This is a genomic window from Apibacter raozihei, from assembly GCF_004014855.1.
GTDB classification, from domain to species: Bacteria; Bacteroidota; Bacteroidia; order Flavobacteriales; family Weeksellaceae; genus Apibacter; species Apibacter raozihei.
Map to the genome: position 1 here is coordinate 1811894 of NZ_CP034930.1, position 22022 is coordinate 1833915.

At 32.3% G+C, this 22022-nt stretch carries 14 protein-coding genes and 1 riboswitch; of the genes, 10 read left to right on the forward strand and 4 right to left on the reverse strand.

Annotated elements, in window-relative coordinates; genetic code table 11:
- Nucleotides 1-42: 42 nt before the first annotated feature.
- Nucleotides 43-924 (forward strand): bifunctional methylenetetrahydrofolate dehydrogenase/methenyltetrahydrofolate cyclohydrolase FolD, encoded by an 882-nt coding sequence (gene folD / locus EOV51_RS08140; RefSeq protein ID WP_128151680.1) that lies wholly within the window; start codon nt 43-45, stop codon nt 922-924.
- A gap of 66 nt (nt 925-990) precedes the next feature.
- Here folD and EOV51_RS08145 read toward each other — a convergent pair whose 3' ends face one another.
- Both EOV51_RS08145 and EOV51_RS08150 read right to left on the reverse strand, forming a co-directional pair.
- Nucleotides 991-2043 (reverse strand): HmuY family protein, encoded by a 1053-nt coding sequence (locus tag EOV51_RS08145; RefSeq protein WP_128151682.1) that lies wholly within the window; start codon nt 2041-2043, stop codon nt 991-993.
- Between the two features lie 4 nt (nt 2044-2047).
- Nucleotides 2048-4216, reverse strand: a complete 2169-nt coding sequence (locus tag EOV51_RS08150; protein WP_128151684.1) for a TonB-dependent receptor plug domain-containing protein — start codon at nt 4214-4216, stop codon at nt 2048-2050.
- A gap of 316 nt (nt 4217-4532) precedes the next feature.
- Between EOV51_RS08150 and EOV51_RS08155 the strand changes: the two genes are divergently transcribed.
- From EOV51_RS08155 to EOV51_RS08175, 5 genes are all read left to right on the forward strand, one after another.
- Complete coding sequence (locus tag EOV51_RS08155) at nt 4533-8717, forward strand: cobaltochelatase subunit CobN (protein ID WP_128151686.1); 4185 nt, start codon at nt 4533-4535, stop codon at nt 8715-8717.
- An 18-nt stretch (nt 8718-8735) separates the two neighbouring features.
- Entirely contained in the window at nt 8736-9434 is a 699-nt protein-coding gene (locus tag EOV51_RS08160) for a hypothetical protein (RefSeq protein ID WP_128151688.1), read from the forward strand.
- 8 nt (nt 9435-9442) lie between these two features.
- On the forward strand, nt 9443-10063 hold the full coding sequence (locus tag EOV51_RS08165) for a MotA/TolQ/ExbB proton channel family protein (protein ID WP_128151690.1): 621 nt from the start codon (nt 9443-9445) through the stop codon (nt 10061-10063).
- Nucleotides 10041-10376: a DUF2149 domain-containing protein gene (locus tag EOV51_RS08170; RefSeq protein ID WP_128151692.1), complete on the forward strand. Its 336-nt coding sequence runs from the start codon at nt 10041-10043 to the stop codon at nt 10374-10376. Before EOV51_RS08165 ends, EOV51_RS08170 begins: the two co-directional genes overlap by 23 nt.
- Nucleotides 10377-10628: 252 nt before the next feature.
- A complete protein-coding gene (locus EOV51_RS08175; RefSeq protein ID WP_128151694.1) occupies nt 10629-13169 on the forward strand; it encodes an ATP-dependent Clp protease ATP-binding subunit in 2541 nt (846 codons plus the stop codon).
- A gap of 130 nt (nt 13170-13299) precedes the next feature.
- On the opposite strand, the gene tssD is transcribed toward EOV51_RS08175, so the two are convergent.
- Nucleotides 13300-13686 (reverse strand): type VI secretion system tube protein TssD, encoded by a 387-nt coding sequence (gene tssD / locus EOV51_RS08180; protein WP_128151696.1) that lies wholly within the window; start codon nt 13684-13686, stop codon nt 13300-13302.
- 217 nt (nt 13687-13903) lie between these two features.
- Nucleotides 13904-14006, forward strand: a riboswitch (SAM riboswitch).
- A gap of 93 nt (nt 14007-14099) precedes the next feature.
- On the opposite strand from tssD, the gene EOV51_RS08185 reads away from it, so the two are divergent.
- The 4 genes from EOV51_RS08185 (at nt 14100) to EOV51_RS08195 (ending at nt 18434) form a co-directional block, all read left to right on the forward strand.
- Nucleotides 14100-16550 (forward strand): TonB-dependent receptor plug domain-containing protein, encoded by a 2451-nt coding sequence (locus EOV51_RS08185; protein ID WP_128151698.1) that lies wholly within the window; start codon nt 14100-14102, stop codon nt 16548-16550.
- A 23-nt stretch (nt 16551-16573) separates the two neighbouring features.
- Nucleotides 16574-17845 (forward strand): APC family permease, encoded by a 1272-nt coding sequence (locus tag EOV51_RS08190; protein ID WP_128151700.1) that lies wholly within the window; start codon nt 16574-16576, stop codon nt 17843-17845.
- Nucleotides 17846-17922: 77 nt separating this feature from the next.
- Complete coding sequence (locus EOV51_RS14660) at nt 17923-18090, forward strand: hypothetical protein (RefSeq protein ID WP_164875269.1); 168 nt, start codon at nt 17923-17925, stop codon at nt 18088-18090.
- 83 nt (nt 18091-18173) lie between these two features.
- Nucleotides 18174-18434, forward strand: coding sequence for a hypothetical protein (locus tag EOV51_RS08195; RefSeq protein WP_128151703.1), 261 nt, complete (start codon nt 18174-18176; stop codon nt 18432-18434).
- Between the two features lie 93 nt (nt 18435-18527).
- Here EOV51_RS08195 and EOV51_RS08200 read toward each other — a convergent pair whose 3' ends face one another.
- On the reverse strand, nt 18528-21587 hold the full coding sequence (locus EOV51_RS08200) for a C10 family peptidase (protein WP_128151705.1): 3060 nt from the start codon (nt 21585-21587) through the stop codon (nt 18528-18530).
- Nucleotides 21588-22022: the final 435 nt, after the last annotated feature.

Below are 22022 nucleotides of genomic sequence, written 5' to 3' on the forward strand. Positions count from 1 at the left end.
GGTAACTTTAAGTATCTTTGCTAAACTAAACCAACATAAACAATGGCTAATATTTTAGATGGAATAAAATTATCCAAACAGATTAAACAGGAAATTAAAGAGGAAGTCTCTAAATTTGTGGAAAAAGGCAATAGAGCTCCCCATTTATCCGCTATTTTGGTGGGCGAAAACGGGGCCAGCGTAACCTATGTTGATAATAAGATTAAAGATTGTCAGGCAGTAGGATTTCGTTCATCTTTGGTAAGACTCCCCGAAACAATTTCTGAAGAAGAATTGCTTAATGAAATAAGTAAATTAAATATTGATGATTCATTAGACGGATTCATTGTACAACTACCTCTTCCCAAACATATAGATCAGGAAAAAATAATTATGGCAATAAATCCTGATAAAGATGTAGATGGATTCCATCCGGAGAATTTCGGTAAAATGGCTTTAGAGATGGATGGTTTTCTTCCCGCAACCCCATATGGAATCATGGTAATGTTGGAAAGATATAACATATCTACAGAAGGTAAAGATGTAGTTGTTATTGGAAGAAGCCGTATTGTAGGAAAACCTATGAGTATTTTAATGAGCAGAAAAGGCAATCCGGGAGATTCAACCGTTACTCTTACTCACTCAAAAACTAAAGATTTAGTAGAATATACAAAAAAAGCGGATATTGTGATCACTGCATTAGGGGTTCCTCATTTCTTAAAAGCAGAAATGATCAAAGACGGTGCTGTTATTGTAGATGTAGGTATCACAAGAGTAGATGACTCTACGAAAGAAAGAGGTTTCTATTTAGCAGGTGATGTTGATTTTTCCGAAGTTGCAGCAAAAGCTTCCTGGATTACCCCTGTTCCTGGTGGAGTAGGACCTATGACTAGAGCTATGTTGCTTAAAAATACGATGCAGTCTTACACAAATAATATACAATAATTCAATAAACAAGCCCAGTTTATTTATATAAACTGAGCTTGTTAAGTTTAGCATAACATTTGCAGGTTAATTAAGAACATCAAACTCAAATTGAGGATATCCCCGGTTATTATTGCTGTCGGTTAACTTGATAAATCTGATTTTATAAAGGGTTCCAACATGATCTTTTAATATGTAAAATCTGTCAGTGTAAGCAGTAGCTCCACCAAATGTAGTTCTCCAGCTAGCGCCGATTACTCTTTGATCATCAGTAATAAATTTAGTATAATCAACATTTTTTCTTTCAAAAGCATCATAGCTTCCTACTTCCGAAACGCTTGCCATATATACCGAAACATTATTCATCATATTTGTTGTAATAAAATCTGAGTATGAATAAGTGCCGTGTCCAGGAATTTCATTAACAAAGACAGTATAACATAAATCCCAATCCGTTTTTGGAGGTTGTACATCTGCAATTCCTTTTTCAAGGCTTAAAAAATTAAAATCATAATCTGCTTTTTTGTTAATTACAAATTCTTCATGAGTAGTATCAGAAAGATTTGCATATTGAATTTTGTACCCATTCGTACCATTCCTCAATATTCGGATCTTTTTCCATCCTCTGTGCTCTCCTTTAATATTTAAAGAAGTACTTGAACCATAATACAAATCATATCCCATGTTTATAAGATATACTTTGTTTTCATCATTATTTTGGCTTACAGCATCAATAGCAGTTCTTTGAAGATAATTGCCCTTAACATCGTCTACGTAATTAATGTTATCAGTTTGGGAAGTTCCGATGGCTATAATTGGTTTTAGCGAGGCAACATCTGTTTCTGAAACTGAATCTATATCGGTTACATCTAATTTTCCGGCAGCCATTTGCAAAGAAGTATTAATAATAACTCTGAACTCGTTTCCGCAGTAAAATCCAAAATCCCAGGCATTTCTCGGGGTGACTTTCATGTTTTTTACATCCAGGGCAACCCAGACCTGATTAGGTTCGGAAGGTCCTCCTACATTAAGGTCTAAGATTGCACCTGAAGGTTGAGGTACATCTATAGGGCTGTTATCTTCCGAACAGCTTGAAAATAAAGCGAAGGATAGAATGAATATAATAAGTGTGTTTTTCATAATTTTAAATGTTTATATTAAATCCAAGTTTAGCAAAATACGATCTGCCATAAAATAAATTGATGCTGGAAGCACTCTCCTGATGAGCTCCGGTATTGCTTAAAGTATTTTTAACCTTTTTTACATCAAAAATATTTCTGGCTCCTATAGTTAATTCAATAGCATCCTTGAATAAAGATTTACGTATTGAAGCATCCAGCAGGCTAAAGTCACTTTGTCTTCCCAGACTGTAAGTATCGCTAATATTATTAAGTACATAACCGGTTTCTTTTCCATGATATTTATAATATAAAGATAAAGTAGTACCCCATTTTTTTATTCTGTAATTCAGATTAGAATTAAGCTGAAATGTGTATCTAAAATCATTATTTGGCACTGCTTTTTCAATTCCATTAACCTTATCAGCCATAGAGCGGCTTATTCCTATGTAAGAAGCACCAAGGTTTAAATTAACATTTTTATAGGCAAATCTGCTTCCAAACATAAACCCCCAGTTTTTATATTTATCTACGTTAATATATTTATATTCTAAAGGAAGAAGATTAATAGCAAGCAATTCAATTTTATCCGTAAGGCTTGTATATAATGTGCTTAAATCTAATTCTCCTTTAAAATCACCTTTAGTAGTAAGCTTTTGATTCCAGTGTATAGAAGTAGAATATCCCTTTTCAGGAGATAAATCTTTATTACCCTGTACATTGTGGTTACTATCTACAAAATAAGTATAAAGCTCGTCATAATTTGGAGTCCTGTTGCTTGAAGCTACCTCTGCACGTATAATTGAATTTTTTGAAAGTTCATATTTCATTGCAAGGGAATAAGAATATAAGTTTTCAAATTGTGTATTAAAACTAGCTCTGAAACCTGGCTTTATAGAAAATGCAGATTGACCAAACAGTTCACTGGTTATGAAAACATCATAATTATCCATATGTTTTTTCAAATTATCATCAAATCCATAACCAGTATCAGAACCTCCGATAGCATTTGAGCCGGAAGATCTGTATCCTTCAACAAAACTGAATTCGTAACCAATTTGCAGATTGGCTATATCACTATTTATTAATCTGCTGAAAGTACCTCTGTTATACCAAACATCTGTTGATGCATATTTTGAGTAAGGTGCTTTTGAACCAAATACTTTACGGTTACCGATATCATAAGTATAGTCTCTGTAATTTCTCTCTTGCTTCTGGTAAGAAAAATCTCCTTTATAATCAATTTGATTGAATAATGTTGCATTTAAAAATAAATGATTGAGCCAACGATCCGTTTTATAATCTCTATCCTGTGATGAATATGTATAAAGACCGTTTTCAGATAGTGGTGCATACAAGATATTGCTTCTGTATAAGTTTACCATCTCGTTTAAATATTGGAATTTATAAAATGCATTAAATTTTTTAGAGCGATAGTTAACGAGCCCATTTAGATTTAATTGTTCTTTGGGAAGCCATTCGTATCCTCGGTCTGTTATGGCTCTTTTTCCATTTAAATCTCCTAAATAACCTTTAAAATCATTACGATTTGCACCAAGAGTTACTGACCATTTATCCGATATATTGTGAGAAACATTTAGTGATTGAATATGTCTGCCTTGTTCTTTCCAGTCATATTCTTTACCCACAGTTTCTTCCTGTACATATCCGGAAATTTTCCATTTTGAAGAGCTGCGTTTTTTTGTTATAATGTTAATAAGACCCGTAAGTGTATTAGAACCATAATCAACACCCATGCTTCCTCTAACAATCTCAATTTGCTCAACGTTATCCAGATTTATCTTGGATAAGTCCACGCTTCTTCCCAGTCCGTTATCACTAACCAGAGGAACATTATCAATAAGTACTTTATAATATTGATTATCAAGTCCGAATAAAGATGCTTGTGAATCACCCGACTTACTGCTTGTAGTTTCAGTGAAGTTTAAATTATAACTTAAAATATCCGCTACCGTGCTTGCAGCTCTGTTTCTTATGTCTTGTTGGGAAATTACTTCTACCTGATAGATAGATTTGTCCACACTTTGAAGAGAATATTGTCCGGTAATTACCAGATGGTCAAGGTCTTTTACCTTACTTTTTAAGCTGTCTTCTTTATTTTGAGAATAAACGCAAATGCTAAATAGAAATAAAAAAGAACTTAAAATAAATTTTTTATCAAGGTTGTTTATCATAGTTTTTTTTTGCAAATATAAAATTAATTTAGATTGGTTCTAAATATTACTTAGATTTGTTCTAAATTAATTTTATATTTGCATCTGTTAAAAATTTAAAACAATTTATTGTTTATTTTTTTATAAGCTAAAATGTTTTAAATTAGGTGCTTATGTAATTGTTGGGATATGATACTGTAAGACGAAGTTATTTAATTTGTTATTCAAAATACTATTTGATACAAATTTTACAAAAGTAATTACTGAAAGTGATAATTACTAAACAATATAAAAACTATTAATTCACTAAATAAAATATTTTTTAAAAAAATAGGATATGAAAAAAGTAAAACTAACAATTGGCATTTTAATACTCGTCATTTTGATGGCTGCCGGATGGTTGATTTGGCAAAAAACAGCATCAAAAACAAAAGTAGCACTTGTAAATTTTCAAAAATTCCAAACCACAAGTTTAATCCAATCCAATAAAGATAAATTTATTGAGTTTAAAGAAGTTTCTTTCGATAATCTAGACGAATTGAAAAACTATGATTTCGTATTAGGTTTTGCAATGGGAATGAAATTGGATGCTGAACAAAGAGAGCGTTTAAAAAAAATGATGAAAGAAGGTACACATATGTATCTTTATAGTGCAACTAATCCGGAAAATAATTTATGCAATCTGGATAGTATTCAAAAAGAAGAAATAGATTTATATCTTAAAAATGGTAATAAAAAAAATTATCAGAGTTTAGCAAGATATATACGTCAAAATATCGATCAAAAAAGGTTTTTTGTAACCCCTCCTGATAAATTAGTTGAATTAGCCGAAGATGTTTATTATCACTTAGATGAATATTTATCATTCAAAACTATCAATGAATATGAATCATATTTGAAAAAAAATAACTTTTTCAAAGAAAATGCAAATAAAATAGCAATTATTGGAGGGCTAAATGATCCTTACAGCGGTAACAGAGAAAATCTGGATAGCTTAATAGTAAAACTCCAAAATAAAGGATTTAATGTATATCCTGTTTCTTCAACTTTTGATAGATTAAAGTTTTTGAAAGAAATTCAGCCGGATGCAGTTATACATTTTGCTCATGGTAGATTGGTCGTTGGACAGGCCGATTCGGTAGTTGGATGGTTAAAAGAAAGAAATATTCCAGTTTTCGTACCTGTAACCATATTGCAGACAAAAAATGAATGGATAAAAGATCCTATGGGGTTAATGGGAGGTTTTTTATCTCAAAGTGTAGTTATGCCGGAAATAGATGGAGGAATTTATCCTTATGTTTTAAATACCCAGGAATTAGATAAAGATAATTTATATGTATTTAAAGCTGTGCCTGAGCGTTTAAATAATTTTACTCAGATTATTACAAATTTTATTAATCTGAAAAAGAAAAATAATTCAGATAAAAAAATAGCTATATACTTCTTTAAAGGTCCTGGGAAAGAATCATTAGTAGCTCAGGGATTAGAAACTATACCTTCTTTATATAATTTACTGAAAAGATTAAAAGCCGAAGGATACAAAGTAGAGGATCTGCCTGCCACAGAAAAGGAATTCGAAAAAATTGTAATGTCTCAGGGATCTGTTATGAGCACCTACGCCGAAGGTGCTTTTGATGAATTTCTAAAAAATGGAAATCCGGAATTAATTGAAAAATCTGTATATGAATCATGGGTAAATCAATCATTAACTAAAGAAAAATATAAAGAAGTTACCGATTTATATGGACAAGCGCTGGGCAATTACATGAATGTAAGTCAAAATGGCAAATCCTATATTGCTGTCTCCCGTGTTCAATTTGGAAATATTGTTTTATTGCCACAACCTATGGCGGGATTGGGAGGGGACTCATTTGCTATAGTTCATGGTGCAAAGAGTCCGCCACCTCATACATATATCGGTTCTTATCTTTGGACTCAGTATGGTTTTAAAGCTGATGCATTAATACACTTCGGAACTCATGGTAGTCTCGAGTTCACGCCACAGAAACAAATTGCTCTAAGTAATGAAGACTGGCCGGATAGAATGGTTGGAACAGTTCCTCATTTTTATTATTACACAATTGCTAATATAGGCGAAAGTATGATGGCTAAGAGACGGTCTTATGCTACACTTATATCTTATCTCTCACCAGCGTTTATGGAGAGCCAGACACGTTCACAATTTAAAGATTTACAAAATAAAATTCAATATTATTATAAATCTGAAGAATCCAAACAGCCTCAGGTATCACTGGAAGTGAAAAAAATAGCTGTACAAATGGGAATTCACAGAGATTTGAGATTAGATAGTATATTAACAAAACCGTACACAACAGAAGAAGTTGAAAAAATAGAAAATTTTTCAGAAGAAATTGCTAATGAAAAAATGAACGGGCAATTATATACTTCAGGAGTTCCGTATACCTCAGATAAAATAAATTCATCAGTCCTTGCTATGAGTGCAGATCCTATTGCATATAGTCTGGCTGCACTTGATAAGCAACGAAGCAAAGTCACGGAGCAACAGTTGAAAAATAAAGTTTTCTTTTCTCAAAAATATTTAAATCCATCTAAAGAACTGGTGAAACAAATACTATCAGGAAAGGTTATAAATAATTCTACAATATGCTCAATAGCCGGAATTAATGAAAAAGAGCTGGAAGAAGCTAAAATTATAATGACCCCTGTAAAGAGAACTTTTACCAGAAGTCCTAAAAAGTCAGAAACGGGTAAAGGAAAATCACCACATTCAGAAGCAATGAAACCTTCAGGAAAAGATGTGAAACCTTCTCATCCCAAAAAAGTAGAATATACAAAAGAACAAAAAATAAAAGCCCGCTCAATACTTGAAATTGAAAGGACAATAACCAATATTTTAAACTATAAAGAAGGATTGGAGAAAAGTCCTGAATATGAATTCAGATCATTATTAAATGCTCTGTCGGGAGGATATATAGAACCTTCTTCAGGAGGGGATGCTGTTGCAAATCCAAACGCTGTTCCTACGGGAAGAAATTTATACTCAATTAATGCAGAAGCAACTCCAACAGAGATAGCCTGGGATAGAGCAAAAGAGTTAGTTAATCAGACATTAGGACAATATGTTGCGAAACATGGAAAATATCCTAAAAAAGTAAGTTATACTTTTTGGAGTGGAGAATTTATAGAAAGTGAAGGAACCACTATAGCTCAGGCTTTATACATGCTTGGAGTAGAGCCTGTGAGAGATGCTTTTGGAAGAGTATCAGATATACAGCTTATACCTTCTGAGACCCTAGGCCGGCCAAGAATAGATGTAGTCGTTCAAACGTCTGGACAGTTCAGGGATTTGGCAGCATCAAGACTGGTTTTATTATCAAGGGCTATAGAAATGGCCTCAACAGCAAAAGATACACGCTATGAAAATCTAGTTGCAAAAGGTACTCTTGATATTGAAAAAACATTAGTAGAACAAGGGGTTTCTCCTAAAGATGCAAGGCAGCTTTCCACGCAAAGAATCTTCGGAGGTATTAATGGGATGTATGGTGCTTCTATTCAGGAAATGGTAAAAAGCGGAGATAAATGGGAGGACAAAAATGAAATAGCAGATACATATATTAATAATATGGGAGCTATATATGCTAGTGATAAAGATTGGGGACAATTCCATAAAGGTCTATTACGAGCAGCATTAAAGAATACAGATATGGTAATACAGCCAAGACAAAACAATACCTGGGGAGCATTAAGCTTAGATCATGTCTACGAATTTATGGGAGGTGTTAATTTAGCTGTGAAAAGTGTTACCGGAAAAGAGCCCGATGCATTTTTTGCAGACTACCGTAACCATAATAACTTTAAAATGCAGGATTTAAAAGAAGCCATTGGGGTAGAAGCGCGAAGTACTATTTTTAATGAGGTTTATATTAAAGAAAGAATGAAAGGTGGGGCTAGTAGTGCTGCTAATTTCACAGAAATTATAACAAATACGTACGGTTGGAATGTAATGAAGCCGGAAGTAATTGATAATGAAATGTGGAATCAGATATATAGTACTTATGTGAAAGATGAAAAAAATCTGGGAACAAAAGAATTTTTCAAAAATTCCAGTCCTGCAGCTTTAGAAGAAATAACAGCAATCATGTTGGAAACAGCACGTAAAGGAATGTGGAAAGCTTCTGAAGATCAATTGAAACAAACAGCCTTACTACATACAGAAATAGTTAAGGAATTTGGTCATTCCGGATCAGGTTTTTCCGGAAGTAATACTAAGCTTCAGAATTTTATTACTACAAAAGTAAATAAGGAACAAGCAGACCAATACAAGAAAAATTTAGCAGCTATGGAAAAAGGAGTAGATGCTGGATCTAATAATAAAGATGCTATGGTTCTTAAAAAAGATGAAATAAGAAAAGGAGGTGAATCAATTACTGGAAAAAAATCATTCAATGGACTTATTATCGTCTCAATAGTAGCTGTTTTAGTCATTCTTATTATTTTGTTTATAGTTAAAAGAAGAAAAAAACATCAGGATAACCAATAATATACATTTATTAATCGAATGGAAATAGTTGTTCAGATAGTAATGGGCTTTATAGTCTTTAATAGTATAATAAAGCTTAGTTTCTGGAAATGGTGGCAAACTGGAATTTTTAGCTTAGCAGCAGGTGTTTTCATTCTGCTAAGCTATCCCTACGCCATTCAACAATCCAAAGTTCAGATTACAGAATTTCTTAATAATAACATCATGATGCAGGATACGGCTGTTTTAGTAACTATAGAGTCAGCTGTATGTATTGCTTTTTGTTTTGTATCATTGAATGGAATATTGAAAAATAAAACCAATAAATGGCAGAGAATTTTAGGAGCATACCCAAGTATTCTGTTGTTTCCTGTATTATTTTATGTAGAAACACAAGCCATTTTCATATTTACCGGAGAAAATTTTTTAATGATAACTATGGTGGTAGCGATTGCAGTATGCCTACTAATCAATATAGGAAGTTTGTTAATTAAGAAATTGATCCCTGAAAATGAATTACGATTGGAAATGCATTTTCTAATAGGATTAATTACAGCTTTTGCCGGGTTAATTGTAACAGTAAATGAAAAAGTAGTGTATCAGGCAGTAGAAGAACCTTTAAATTTAAAACATTTAGCTTATACGCTTACAGGTTTATTTTTTGCATTAATAATTGGTTTTTATGGAAATAAAATAAGCTGGATACTTAAATCAAGAAAAATAAAAAAAGAAAATTAAATAAAAAAATGGAACTAATTTCAAAAATATTATTTTGGGTAGCTAACAGTTTATTAATACCCGATATTATAATACTTTTATTCTTATTTGCCCGGGCTTTACTTTTAATAGGTAGTTTTTACAATCAATTTATAGTTAGAGGTAAAAACAACAAAAAAATTAACGGATTAATTGAAACATTTTCAAAATCAGACGTTAATAAACTTAAAGAAATATTGCCAAAAAATGATAATTCATTATACATAAAATATTTAAGAAATATTTTAAATAAACCTTTAACAGAAGCATATTCAGATTATACAATTTCAAATTTTGAAAATGAAGCAGACAAAGACTTATCCTTGTCTAAAGTATTAGCAAAATTAGGGCCGGTATTAGGATTAATAGGAACTTTAATAGCAATGAGTCCTGCATTAGTAGGCTTATCCACCGGAGATATTGCAGATATGGCTTATAATATGCAAGTGGTTTTTGCTACCACTGTTGTAGGATTAGTAGTCAGTGCGATTGGTTTAATTACTCTTCAGACTAAGCAACGATGGTACTCAAACGATCTTAATAATTTGGACTTTGTTGCTCGTGTTTTAACTGAAAATCAGACAGATTATGAGAAGACCAAGGAGAATTAATAAATTTTCAAAAGAAGAAGATACAGATCCGCTTAGTGTAGTTGTTAATTTATTTGACGTGGCTATGGTATTTGCAGTTGCTCTTATGGTGGCTATGGTAATGAATCTTAATATGACTGAGGTTTTTTCCAAAGAAGATTTCACTGTTGTAAAAAATCCGGGTAAAGATAATATGGAAATAATCACTAAAGAAGGCAATAAAATTAATAAATACACTCCCTCTCAGGAGAAATCTTCCGGTAAAAAAGGGAAAAAGGTTGGAATTGCCTATGAAATGGAAAACGGTGAAATTATTTATATTCCGGAAAATTAGTAATTATATTAAAAAAATATATATTTTGTACTAAAATAAAATAAAGTAAATTTTGTATATTGCCTGAAGTTTTAGTCCTTAAAATTTTAGAATTTTAAGGACTAAAAATTATTTTAGATGCAATACACAGCCTGTTTTCAGAGATATATATGACAGAATATCCGAATAATAAACTGGCATGATAAATGCAATTATCTTAACGGAATTATTATATTTGTATAATTCAGATAATTTAGAATATAAGAGTCATACATGAACGAGAATTTTTCACAACAAGTAAAAGATGTAATAAGCTTCAGTAATGAAGAAGTATTACGATTGGGGCATGACCATTTAGGAACCGAACATCTCATTCTTGGAATTTTGCGTGAAGGTAATAGTAAGGCAATTACTGTATTGCAAAGTCTGAATGTTGATTTGGGTGATTTGAGACAACAAATTGAAAATCTAAATACATCGAACTCAATTATAAAAGTAGATAGAAATAATATTCCTTTCACTAAAGCTGCAGAAAGAGCTTTAAAAACAAGCTTCTTGGAAGCTAAGCTTTTCAGGAGTCCTGAGATAGAAACTATACACCTGTTACTATGCATTCTTAGAATTGAAAGCGATCCGGTAACTCAGGTTTTTAAAAAGTATAACATAGATGCAAATACAGTGAGAGAAGAGTACAGATTTCAGTTTCAGGAAGATTTTACAGATCAACCGTCAGCAGAATTTGAAGAGGATTCACCATCAGAAGGTAGTCAATACGAAAGTTCAAAACCTTCAGGAAATACTGGTGGAGCTTCTGCAAAAAGCAGAACTCCGGTGCTTGATAACTTCGGAAGGGATTTAACAGTTGCTGCCATAGAAGGAAGATTAGATCCAGTAGTAGGAAGAGAAAAAGAGATTGAAAGAGTTTCTCAGATTTTAAGCCGTAGAAAAAAGAATAATCCTTTGTTAATAGGAGAACCTGGAGTGGGTAAATCCGCCATTGCTGAAGGGTTAGCTTTAAGAATTGTACAGAAAAAAGTGTCCAGGGTTTTATACAATAAAAGAGTAGTTACCTTAGACGTCGCTAGTCTGGTGGCAGGAACCAAATATAGAGGACAGTTTGAAGAAAGAATGAAGGCGATTATGAATGAATTGGAAAAAAATTCAGACATAATCTTGTTCATAGATGAAATACATACAATAGTAGGAGCAGGAGGAGCTACCGGCTCTCTTGATGCTTCAAATATGTTTAAACCGGCTTTAGCTAGAGGAGAAATTCAATGCATAGGAGCTACCACTTTAGACGAATATCGTCAATACATTGAAAAAGATGGTGCCCTTGAGCGACGTTTTCAAAAGGTAATGGTAGAGCAGACTTCTCCGGAAGAAACCGTAATTATACTGAATCAAATTAAAGATAAGTATGAAGAACATCATAATGTTACCTATACAGATGATGCAATTAAAGCATGTGTAAATTTAACCACCCGATATATAACCGATCGTTTCTTGCCGGATAAAGCTATAGATGCTTTGGACGAAGCAGGGTCGCGAGTTCATATAAAAAACATTAAGGTTCCTCAGGAAATTCTAACTTATGAAAAAGACTTGGAAAAAATTAGAGAAGAAAAAACCAAGGTAATTAAAAGTCAGAAATATGAGGAGGCAGCAAGGCTCAGAGATACAGAAAAAGAAATTGAAGCTAAGCTTGCAAATGCTCAGAGAGAATGGGAAAAATCTTCCAGAGAACACAAAGAGATTGTTACTGAAGATAATGTAGCAGAAGTTGTTTCAATGATGAGTGGAGTTCCTGTACAGAGAGTTGCTGAAGGTGAACTTCAGAAACTTGCCCAAATGAAAGATTTGATGAAAGGAAAAATCATTGGTCAGGATGAAGCTGTGAATAAAGTAGTTAAGGCAATACAAAGAAACCGAGCCGGATTAAAAGATCCAAACAGACCCATAGGTACTTTTATATTTTTAGGTTCTACAGGAGTTGGTAAAACTCAGTTGGCAAAAGTTATGGCCAAAGAATTGTTTGATTCTGATGATTCATTAATACGAATTGATATGAGTGAATATATGGAAAAATTTGCAGTATCAAGACTAGTAGGAGCGCCTCCGGGATACGTCGGTTACGAAGAAGGAGGACAACTTACTGAAGCTGTAAGAAGAAAACCATATGCCGTGATACTGTTAGATGAGATAGAAAAAGCTCATCCGGATGTATTTAATATACTTTTACAAATTTTAGACGATGGACATGTTACAGATAGTTTGGGAAGAAAAATTGATTTTAGAAATACCATCATTATCTTAACCTCTAATATCGGTACACGCGAACTAAAAGATTTTGGAGATGGAGTAGGTTTTGGTACATCTGCTAAAAAGACATCTTCCGATGCCAGAGCAAAGTCGACATTGGAAAATGCTCTGAAGAGAACTTTTGCTCCTGAATTTTTAAATAGAATTGACGATGTAATTGTATTCAATAGTCTTGAAAAAGATGACATTTCTAAAATTATAGATTTGGAATTGCAGAAAGTTTACGAAAGAATTGAAAAAATCGGATATAAAGTAACACTAACTTCTGAAGCTAAAGAATTTATTATTGATAAAGGCTGGGACAAAAGTTTTGGTGCACGTCCGTTAAAAAGAGCTATTCAAAAATACATCGAAGACTTATTGGCGGAAGAAATTATAAGTTCATCCATTCATGAAGGAGATTCTATTGAAGTAGGAGTAAATGAAGAAAAAGACAATACGGTGATTAAAATAATCGAAGGAAAAGAGACTTCTTCAAGTACTAATAATTAAAAAAATAAAATAGAATAGATGAATGTCGATATATACATATCGGCATTTTTTTTATTTATGAAAGATTTGGAACAAAAAAAAGAGGTAATACTACCTCTTTTTTATATTTCCTAAATTTTGTGTTGTAACACTAAACCCATTCATTAATGAATTCTCCTGTTCCCATTTTGATACCTTTTGCAGAAATAACAAAAGTCTCAGTTAATGGATTTCTTCCGATAGAATCAAAATTTTCACGGTATTTAACAACATAACCTTCAGAAAAGTTTAATTCTTTCAGCGTAGCATCAGAATCTCTTTTAATAAAAGTTATTTTACCGTCTTTTCTTTCGAAACTATTAGTCATCCACTCGAAGATATCAGTTTCTCCGGTAGATTCAACAGTTACTTCAATTCTTCCTCCTCTTGTCTGAGAAGAAGGACGTCCGGTTGGGTCTGTTTCTTGAGCTAGTGAATAATTAACATTCAGAATGTTATACTTTTTCCCTGCTACTTGTAAATTTGCTTTAAATGACATAAGAGCTGTATTTATGGATTAATAATTGATGTTTAAAAAAATATAATTTATATGACAAATGTACTAAAAAACATTTAATTTATCTTGTTTTTTTTTTAGTTAATTAATTTTAAATATCTAATTTTTTGATATTCAATTTTTTATAAATAAAAATTTCCTGAATGAAATTAAAAAGAAACAAGTTTTCTTTAAAGAAAAAAAGTAATACTTTTGTCATAGCTTATCGAGAAAGGCGGAGGGACAGGCCCTGAGAAACCTTGGCAACCGGTTATTTTAGTAAACAAGGTGCTAATTCCTGCCCGGTTTGGGAAAGATAACAATTTTATTACAAAAATGTTACACAGGGATATTTCGTTTTTTCTTTTCTTGAAGAGCAAGTCTCATTTTTGTATAAATTATTGAAAAATTAAAGAATGAAAATCAAATATTTTTTTACTTCAAGTGTTATTATTTTTTCCCTATTCACATTAAATGCTCAAGAGTCAGACTCATTGCAGCAAAATATAAGTAATTTGGAGAATATAGTGATAGTAGGGGGAAGAAATACTGCGCGAACAGCCATTAATTCTCCTGTAGCTATTGATGTTATCGATGTGAAAAAAATAGAAAAATTATCACCTCAGGCGACTGTTAATGATTTGTTAAACTATTTGGTACCTTCATTCAATTCCGTAAAACAATCTTCATCCGATGGTACGGAGCATATTGATCCGGCTACATTAAGAGGAATGGGGCCGGATCAGGTTCTGGTTCTTATAAATGGGAAAAGAAGACATACAACATCATTAGTCAATTATCAGAATACAGTAGGAAACGGCTCTGTAGGAACCGATTTAAGTGCTATTCCAGCTTCAGCAATAGAAAGAATTGAAGTCCTACGGGATGGTGCAGCCGCCCAGTATGGATCTGATGCAATTGCAGGAGTTATAAATATTGTCCTAAAAAAAAGCTTCGGAGGTAGTATATCTGCTACTTATGGGGTAACTAACAGAAATGATGGAGAAAACTACAGTTTAAGTAGTAACTATGGTACTAAATTAGGTAATGATGGAGGATCTATAAATTTATCATTTGTCGTTAGTCAAAGGAATGCTACAAATAGGTCATACGAAAATAATCTGGATAAATTTGGAGATAATTTTGCATATGACTTTGCTCCGGATCCAGCTCAAGCTCGTGCCAATGATGAAACGATTATGGCTGCAAGAGGTTTATCACAAAAAGATTTCAGATTTAGAATAGGAGATGCCAAAATAAAAAATCAACAATTTTTTATAAATGTAATATATCCATTATCACAGAAATTGGAGTTTTACATTTTCGGAGGAGCTAGTCTAAGGCAAGGGGAAGGAGCCGAATTCAGAAGATTACCCAGTGAAACGGATAATGTCGTATCAGAAATTTATCCTAATGGATTTCAGCCTTTGTTAAAATCGAACATCTATGATATCTCACAGGTAGCTGGGATCAAATATAAATACGATAACTGGATTATTGATTTAAGCAATACTTTTGGAGAGAATATTTTCAATTATCAGGTTGCAAATACAAACAATGCTTCTTTAGGAATACATTCTCCAACCAGATTTAATGCAGGCGGACACAGTTTTTTACAAAACACTATAAACCTTGATGTTTCAAAAAAAATAAATTCGTATTTTTCTTTGGGTTTAGGTACTGAATTCAGATATGAACAATATAAAATAACAGCAGGAGAAGAAGCTTCATGGGCCAGATATGATAAATATGGAAATATTGTATCTGAAGTAACCAAGCCTGAAGATATAATAGGAGCAGGAGGCTCACAGGGATTTGTCGGATTCTCACCATTAAATTCTATAAATAAAAACAGGACAAGTGTGGCTACTTATGCAGATTTAGCTTTTACTTTAGGGCGTCTGTCAGGAAATATAGCGGGCAGGTATGAACATTTCAGTGATTTTGGTAATTCAGTAACCGGAAAATTAGCTGTGAGATATGAATATGCTCAGGGATTTGCAATACGAGGCGCGGTTAGTACTGGTTTTAGAGCCCCTTCTCTTCAACAACAATATTTTAATAATTCATATACAGATATTTCAACTACAGGAAATAAAATTGTAGCTAAAGGTATTTTTACAAATGATAGTAATCTGGCAAAAGCTTTAGGAATAGAAAAATTAAAAGATGAAAAGTCTGTAAATGTGAGTGTAGGTTTAACTTTTCGTCCTGTAAATAAACTTTATATAACTTTAGATGGATACTATATAAGAGTAAATGACAGAATTGTTTTAACCAGTGAATTTGTAAATGACCTGATTCAATCTTACGGAGTAGAAGGGGCACGGTTTTTTACGAATGCCGTAGATACAGAAACTAAAGGTATTGATTGGGTAGCTGCTTATAGTTTTTATGTAGGGGCAGGAAAATTAGATGTCAGTTTGTCAGGTAATTATACGGAAACTAAAATCATTGATTATCATTTTCCTGAAGTTTTCGGAGGTGACAGAAATGAGTACTTTGGCCCGGATCAGGTAAACATCATTGAATCGCTGACACCTAAATCAAAAGCAAGTCTGGGATTAATATATACGCTTAATAAATGGAATTTTTTAGTGAGAAATACTTATTATGGAAAAGTTACGCGTAACGGTTATCCATATGGAGGAATACAATACCATTCCCCCAAGTACGTTACTGATTTTAGTATCAGTTATAGCTTGACTAAAAATCTGGGAATTACTTTGGGAGGTAATAATGTATTTGATATATTTCCTGATAAACAAATTTATGAAAATTCATATTATAATGTATTTAAATATGCTCCTGTCCAAATGGGGATTACAGGAGCCAACTGGTTTGCCAGGTTAAATATGAACTTTTAATTATTCACCACGAAAAAAGTAAAATGAAAAAAATTGGATGGAAAACAGCTACGGCTATTGTTGTTTCCAATATGATAGGAACAGGAGTATTTACCAGTTTAGGGTATCAGGTTCCTGAATTGCATAATACATTTACCTTACTTTTACTTTGGTTTGCAGGAGGGGTATTGGCCTTAATTGGGGCATTTGTATATGCAGAATTAGGAACACATTTTAAGCAATCCGGTGGTGATTATATTTATCTTTCCCGAACCTATCATCCGTTAGCCGGGTATTTAACCAGCTGGGTGTCTTTAATAGTCGGCTTTTCTGCTCCCGTTTCTTTAGCTGCATTGGCTATGGCTAAATATCTGGGAATAGAACAAGTTAAAACATTTGCTATTTTTGTTATTATATTTATTGCTGTTTTTCAGTGTTTTAGCCTTAAAGTAAGTAGTCATTTTCAAAACATTTTTGCCATACTGAAAGTGGTTTTTATAGTAGTTTTGATCATTATAGGTTTTATTATTTTTCCCAGTCAGCCTAATGCTTTATTGTGGGATTCAACATGGAAAAATGAATTAGTGATGCCCGCATTTGCCAGTTCTTTGGTTTTTGTTACCTATGCATATACCGGATGGAATTCAGCATCCTATATAGTCGAAGAACTGGATAAGCCAAAGGTTAACCTTCCCAAAGCATTAATTATAGGTACGTCATTTGTAACCATAAGCTATGTACTGGTCAATTTTGTATTTCTGTATCACGCCTCTATCAGTGAATTAAGCGGAAAGGAAGACGTTGCCAATATAACATTTTATAACGTATTGGGAGCTGATGGCGTAAAATGGGTAAATTATTTTATAGCATTGCAATTAGTAGCAACTATAAGCGGATATTTATGGGTAGGTTCCAGAGTTACTCAAGCTACAGCCAGAGAAAATCGTTTATGGAAATATCTTGAAAAAGAAAATAAAAATAGAATCCCTATTCGGGCAGTATTAATACATACTTTGATAAGTATAATAATTATACTTAGTGGAAAATTCGAGGAAATTTTTATCTATACCGCTTTTGTACTTCAGTTACTTGCCACTGCGGCAGTAAGCACTTCTTTATTTCTTAAGAAAAAAGACCGGACTTTATTCAAAGGTAACTGGTTTTTACTATTACCCAGTATATTTTTACTTTTTAGTTTTTACATTCTGTACTTTACTTTTGCAAATCATCCAAGAGAAAGTTTTATAGGTTTAGGTATAGTATTAGTTGGAGGTATCTTGTATTTTTTCGATAAGAATAAAATGATTAAAGAATAAAATAGTCTTTTAATTAAAATAAGATATAATAATTGGAATATTTGTAAATTTAACATTAGTGTTAAATTAGAATTAAGATGAGTAAGTATATAGCTTGCAATTATTTAAACTATGATAATCAAAATAAATTATGGAGTTTGCATGAAGACTTTATAATGGCTTTTAGATATTCTGACGGTTTTACAGAACGATTATTGTCTGCTGATTTTTTATTGATAAAAATTTTAAGCTTTTATGTTACTTAGGCTCATTTGATAAATTTAAAGATAGCACAGAACATGGTCTTCATTTTGTAATAGAAACCCATCTACCCAATGATATTAGGCAATTGGTTTCATCATTAATGAAAGAAAAATATGATACTATTAAAGAAAAATATGATTTTGAAAAGTTCGTAATGACAGATATGCCAGATGTTCAAGTTTATCTAAAATCAGGGGTAGATACAAAAACAGTATATATAAATTATATTATGCTGAGTGATACGGATGATATATTAGAATTTATGTCTGAAAAGAAATTATTTAAATTAACAAGTAAAATAGTAGGTTGGATAAATGATTGTTACGAAAGTCTTGTTAAAAAATAGCTATTTTGTATTTTTTACAAACAGTAGATAAAATTAATAAAAAACCGAAGGAATCCTTGCCTTCGGTTTTTTGTTATATATACCCAATAAATATTATTTTTTTATAAATTTAAGAGTTTGCTCCTTTATACGTAAAAAATATACATTTGAGGTTAATTCGGATACATCCAAATAAATTTCTTTATCAGGTTGAATGGCAAAAGTTTTAACAATTTTTCCATTTCTATCAATAATTGTAGCTATTATATTTTTACTTCCTTCCACTTTAATCCCTTTAATATATATAATATCTTCTACAGGATTAGGATGCAATGAAACTGAGGAAGATAGGGTGTCTCCAAAAGTTATATCACTTGTAGATGATAAATTGGTTCTAAAACTACTTTGAGCGTATCTGGATTGAACTGAAGGAGAACAATAGGTTGTTACTCTCCAATCATAAGATGCATCAGGTAATAAACCAGTTAAAGATGCATAATTGTTAGCTGTTACAGCAGCTGTGGTCCAAAAAGAAGTATTAGTAGGCTTAAATTCAACTTTGTATCTGTAGGCTCCGTTAACCGATAACCAGCTAAGTTTAGCACTATTGCTTGATATATTTGTTTCGGATAAGTCTGAAGGAGTAATGCAGGTTTCTGGTGTAATAAAATCACTTTGAGAATAAGCAGAGGTTGAAGACGTGGAACAGTATGTTTTCACTCTCCAGGTGTAAGAAGTGTTTTCTTTCAATCCTGATATGGTAAAAGCATTTGATTTTGTTCTAACCATTATCCATATAGTATCATAAGCAGCTTTATATTCAACCTTATATTTATCGACTCCGGCAATTGGATTCCAGTTAAGTGAAGCGCTGTTATTTGTGATATTAATTACCCTAAGTCCCGATGGGGCTGAGCAATCGCCAGCAGTCCTGAAAACACTTTGAGAAAATCCGGAACTGATTGAGGGAGAACAGTAAGTTATAACTCTCCAGTTATAAAAGGTATTCGGTTCAAGTCCGGTAAATGTGAAAGAATTATCCGTTGTTACTGTAGCTGTTACCCAATTGGTAAGTGTCTCATTTTTGTATTCAACTTTATACCTGAAGGCACCGGGAACTTGTTCCCAATTAACAGTAGCACTATTTTTTGATATATTATTAGTATTGAGCCCCGAAGGATTTATACAAGTCCCGGAAGTATTAAAATTACTTTGAGAATAAGCGGAGCTTGATGACGTGGTACAGTTTGCTTTTATTCTCCAGCTATATGAAGTATTCTCTTTTAATCCTGAAATTGTATAAACATTAGATGTTGTTCTGGCTGTATTCCAGTTGGTATCTGAAAGAGATCTATACTCCACTATATAATTTACTGCGCCATTTACCAAATTCCAATTAAGAGTTGCTTTATTAGTTGAAATATTGGTTGTGTTTAGTCCAGAAGGGGATATACAGCCACCGGAGGTCATAAAACTACTTTGTGAATATCCTGAATTCATTCTCATATCACAATACGTATTTACTCTCCAGTCGTACGATGTGTTAGTTTGTAGGCCCTTCAGTTCAAATGAATTGGAAGTTGTATAGGCACGTGTCCATATTGTATCAGAAGAAGCTTTAAATTCAATTGAGTATTTATTAACTCTATTACCAGGATTCCATGAAAGTAAAGCGCTCGTATCGGATATATTGGAAACGTTAAGTCCGGTAGTAAATGGACAGTTTCTTGTAGTAAAAGAATTTTGTTTGTATATAGAACTGCTTGAATTATAGCAGTTTGTTTTGATTCTACATAGATACGATGTACCTGCATTTAATTTAGATAAAGTGAAAGATGTAGCAGTGTTTTCAATAGTAGTGGCAATCCAGTTATCCTCTGATTCCATTTTGTATTCAACGGTATAGTTCTTAGCTCCGTTCACTGCTTTCCAGTTAAGTATAGCACCACTACCATTTATATAAGTAATGCTAAGATCATCTGGAGAAGAGCATGTGGGTACGGGAGGAAAAATATTGATAATTACAGCCTGATTGTTGGTAAATCCTTGAGGATTGGTTATTTGATAATATCCATTAGCCTTTCCACCCCATCCTAAATTAAAGTGAATCAGATTGTTTGAGTCGTAACCGTCAGCAACAAATGCATGTCCGCCGGAGGATGACCTTCCCATAAAATAAACAGGATAGTTTTTGGTTAGCTGATCTTTTACTAAGTTTAGCCATTCCGCATTACTGGTATAGTTTGATCTGTACTTTATTTCAGCTGAAGGACTGTATTTAAAGTAATTTTTCAATGCGGGGACAACATTAGCGTCAAAAGCTCCGGAAGCTGAAGGTCCATATATCATATTCACTGAAACTCCGGCATGATACATTAAAGTTGCCACAGCATCCACCTGTTGGGCGGATGAGGAGCTCGAAAGAAAATTAGGCATTTGATTCCATTGGTAGTTTGTATTCTGGAAATCAGCAGTTAACGTTTTACCTTTCCAGTTGTAAAAATTATTAGCTATTGTATACGTATGTGAGCCACTCCCTTTGTCAGGATAATTCCAGAATTTCATTATTTGAGCCATAGCTGTAGCTACACACCCGGTCAGAGAAGATTTTCCTTCATAAGTAACAGGTGCCAGCTTATTATAGTATGGATACTGATTCCATATGGTTTTAAGTAGAGGATCAACGTTAGAAGCTAGAGAAACCTTGGAACTTTTAGCTAGAGGAAGTGCTTTTCCTGTAAGTAAAGCTTTCCATTCTTCTTTGATTAACGAATTCTCTTGATTGATAACTTTTTGAGCTTTGTTTTTTCTTAAATATTCATTAGCCAATTGGTAATTGTTAAGAATATATAGTAATTCAGGAGAAATTGATTGGTCTAGGGGAATGGGAGAATCAAGAGAATAAGCTAAAACGGGGTGATTTTCACTTTCTGATGAAATAATAATAAAACCATTTCCATCAGTATTTTTAAAAATATAAAAACCATCGTATTTTTTATCAAGTTGGTCTGTAACATTCGTCAATCCAATATTTCCAGACTTATGCTTTTCTGATTTAAAATTTAGAAAATTTTTTGCAACATATTCCGCAGTTTCTTTGGAAACATCTTGTCCATGGAATAGATAAGGTATAAGAATACCTATAACTATAATAATGTACTTATAATTATTCATAAATGCTTATTTGTAAATTAGTAATAATAATTGGTAAAAAATAATAAGTATTCTATATAAGAGTAACAAATAGTAATGACAAAATAGAATATAAAGGTTCAGGGTCGTCTTAATTTTAAATCCGAGTATAATTAATATAAGACAGAGATTAGATATATTACATTATCATAGGCAGTAGTAATTAATGTTGGTCTATTCAAATATACTAATTTTATAATTAATATATATAAAATAAGTTTAATTTATGATATATTTTAATAATAAATATATGTAACTTATGTTTAGCTGCAATTTTTTGTAATAAAATTTATTGTTATTATTTGCTTTATAAAAAGAGAAAGAAAAAACAGCTATGATTTTTAATATTTGTAACTTTTTATATTATAAAATAAACTATGAAATACTTAAAAATTTCTTAATAATTATTTTATTAAT

Excerpts from the sequence above, each read along its gene's own strand:
- folD (WP_128151680.1), top strand. The coding sequence starts at position 43 with ATGGCTAATATTTTAGATGGAATAAAATTATCCAAACAGATTAAACAG.
- EOV51_RS08145 (WP_128151682.1), bottom strand. The coding sequence starts at position 2,043 with ATGAAAAACACACTTATTATATTCATTCTATCCTTCGCTTTATTTTCA.
- EOV51_RS08150 (WP_128151684.1), bottom strand. The coding sequence starts at position 4,216 with ATGATAAACAACCTTGATAAAAAATTTATTTTAAGTTCTTTTTTATTT.
- EOV51_RS08155 (WP_128151686.1), top strand. The coding sequence starts at position 4,533 with ATGAAAAAAGTAAAACTAACAATTGGCATTTTAATACTCGTCATTTTG.
- EOV51_RS08160 (WP_128151688.1), top strand. The coding sequence starts at position 8,736 with ATGGAAATAGTTGTTCAGATAGTAATGGGCTTTATAGTCTTTAATAGT.
- EOV51_RS08165 (WP_128151690.1), top strand. The coding sequence starts at position 9,443 with ATGGAACTAATTTCAAAAATATTATTTTGGGTAGCTAACAGTTTATTA.
- EOV51_RS08170 (WP_128151692.1), top strand. The coding sequence starts at position 10,041 with ATGAGAAGACCAAGGAGAATTAATAAATTTTCAAAAGAAGAAGATACA.
- EOV51_RS08175 (WP_128151694.1), top strand. The coding sequence starts at position 10,629 with ATGAACGAGAATTTTTCACAACAAGTAAAAGATGTAATAAGCTTCAGT.
- tssD (WP_128151696.1), bottom strand. The coding sequence starts at position 13,686 with ATGTCATTTAAAGCAAATTTACAAGTAGCAGGGAAAAAGTATAACATT.
- EOV51_RS08185 (WP_128151698.1), top strand. The coding sequence starts at position 14,100 with ATGAAAATCAAATATTTTTTTACTTCAAGTGTTATTATTTTTTCCCTA.
- EOV51_RS08190 (WP_128151700.1), top strand. The coding sequence starts at position 16,574 with ATGAAAAAAATTGGATGGAAAACAGCTACGGCTATTGTTGTTTCCAAT.
- EOV51_RS14660 (WP_164875269.1), top strand. The coding sequence starts at position 17,923 with ATGAGTAAGTATATAGCTTGCAATTATTTAAACTATGATAATCAAAAT.
- EOV51_RS08200 (WP_128151705.1), bottom strand. The coding sequence starts at position 21,587 with ATGAATAATTATAAGTACATTATTATAGTTATAGGTATTCTTATACCT.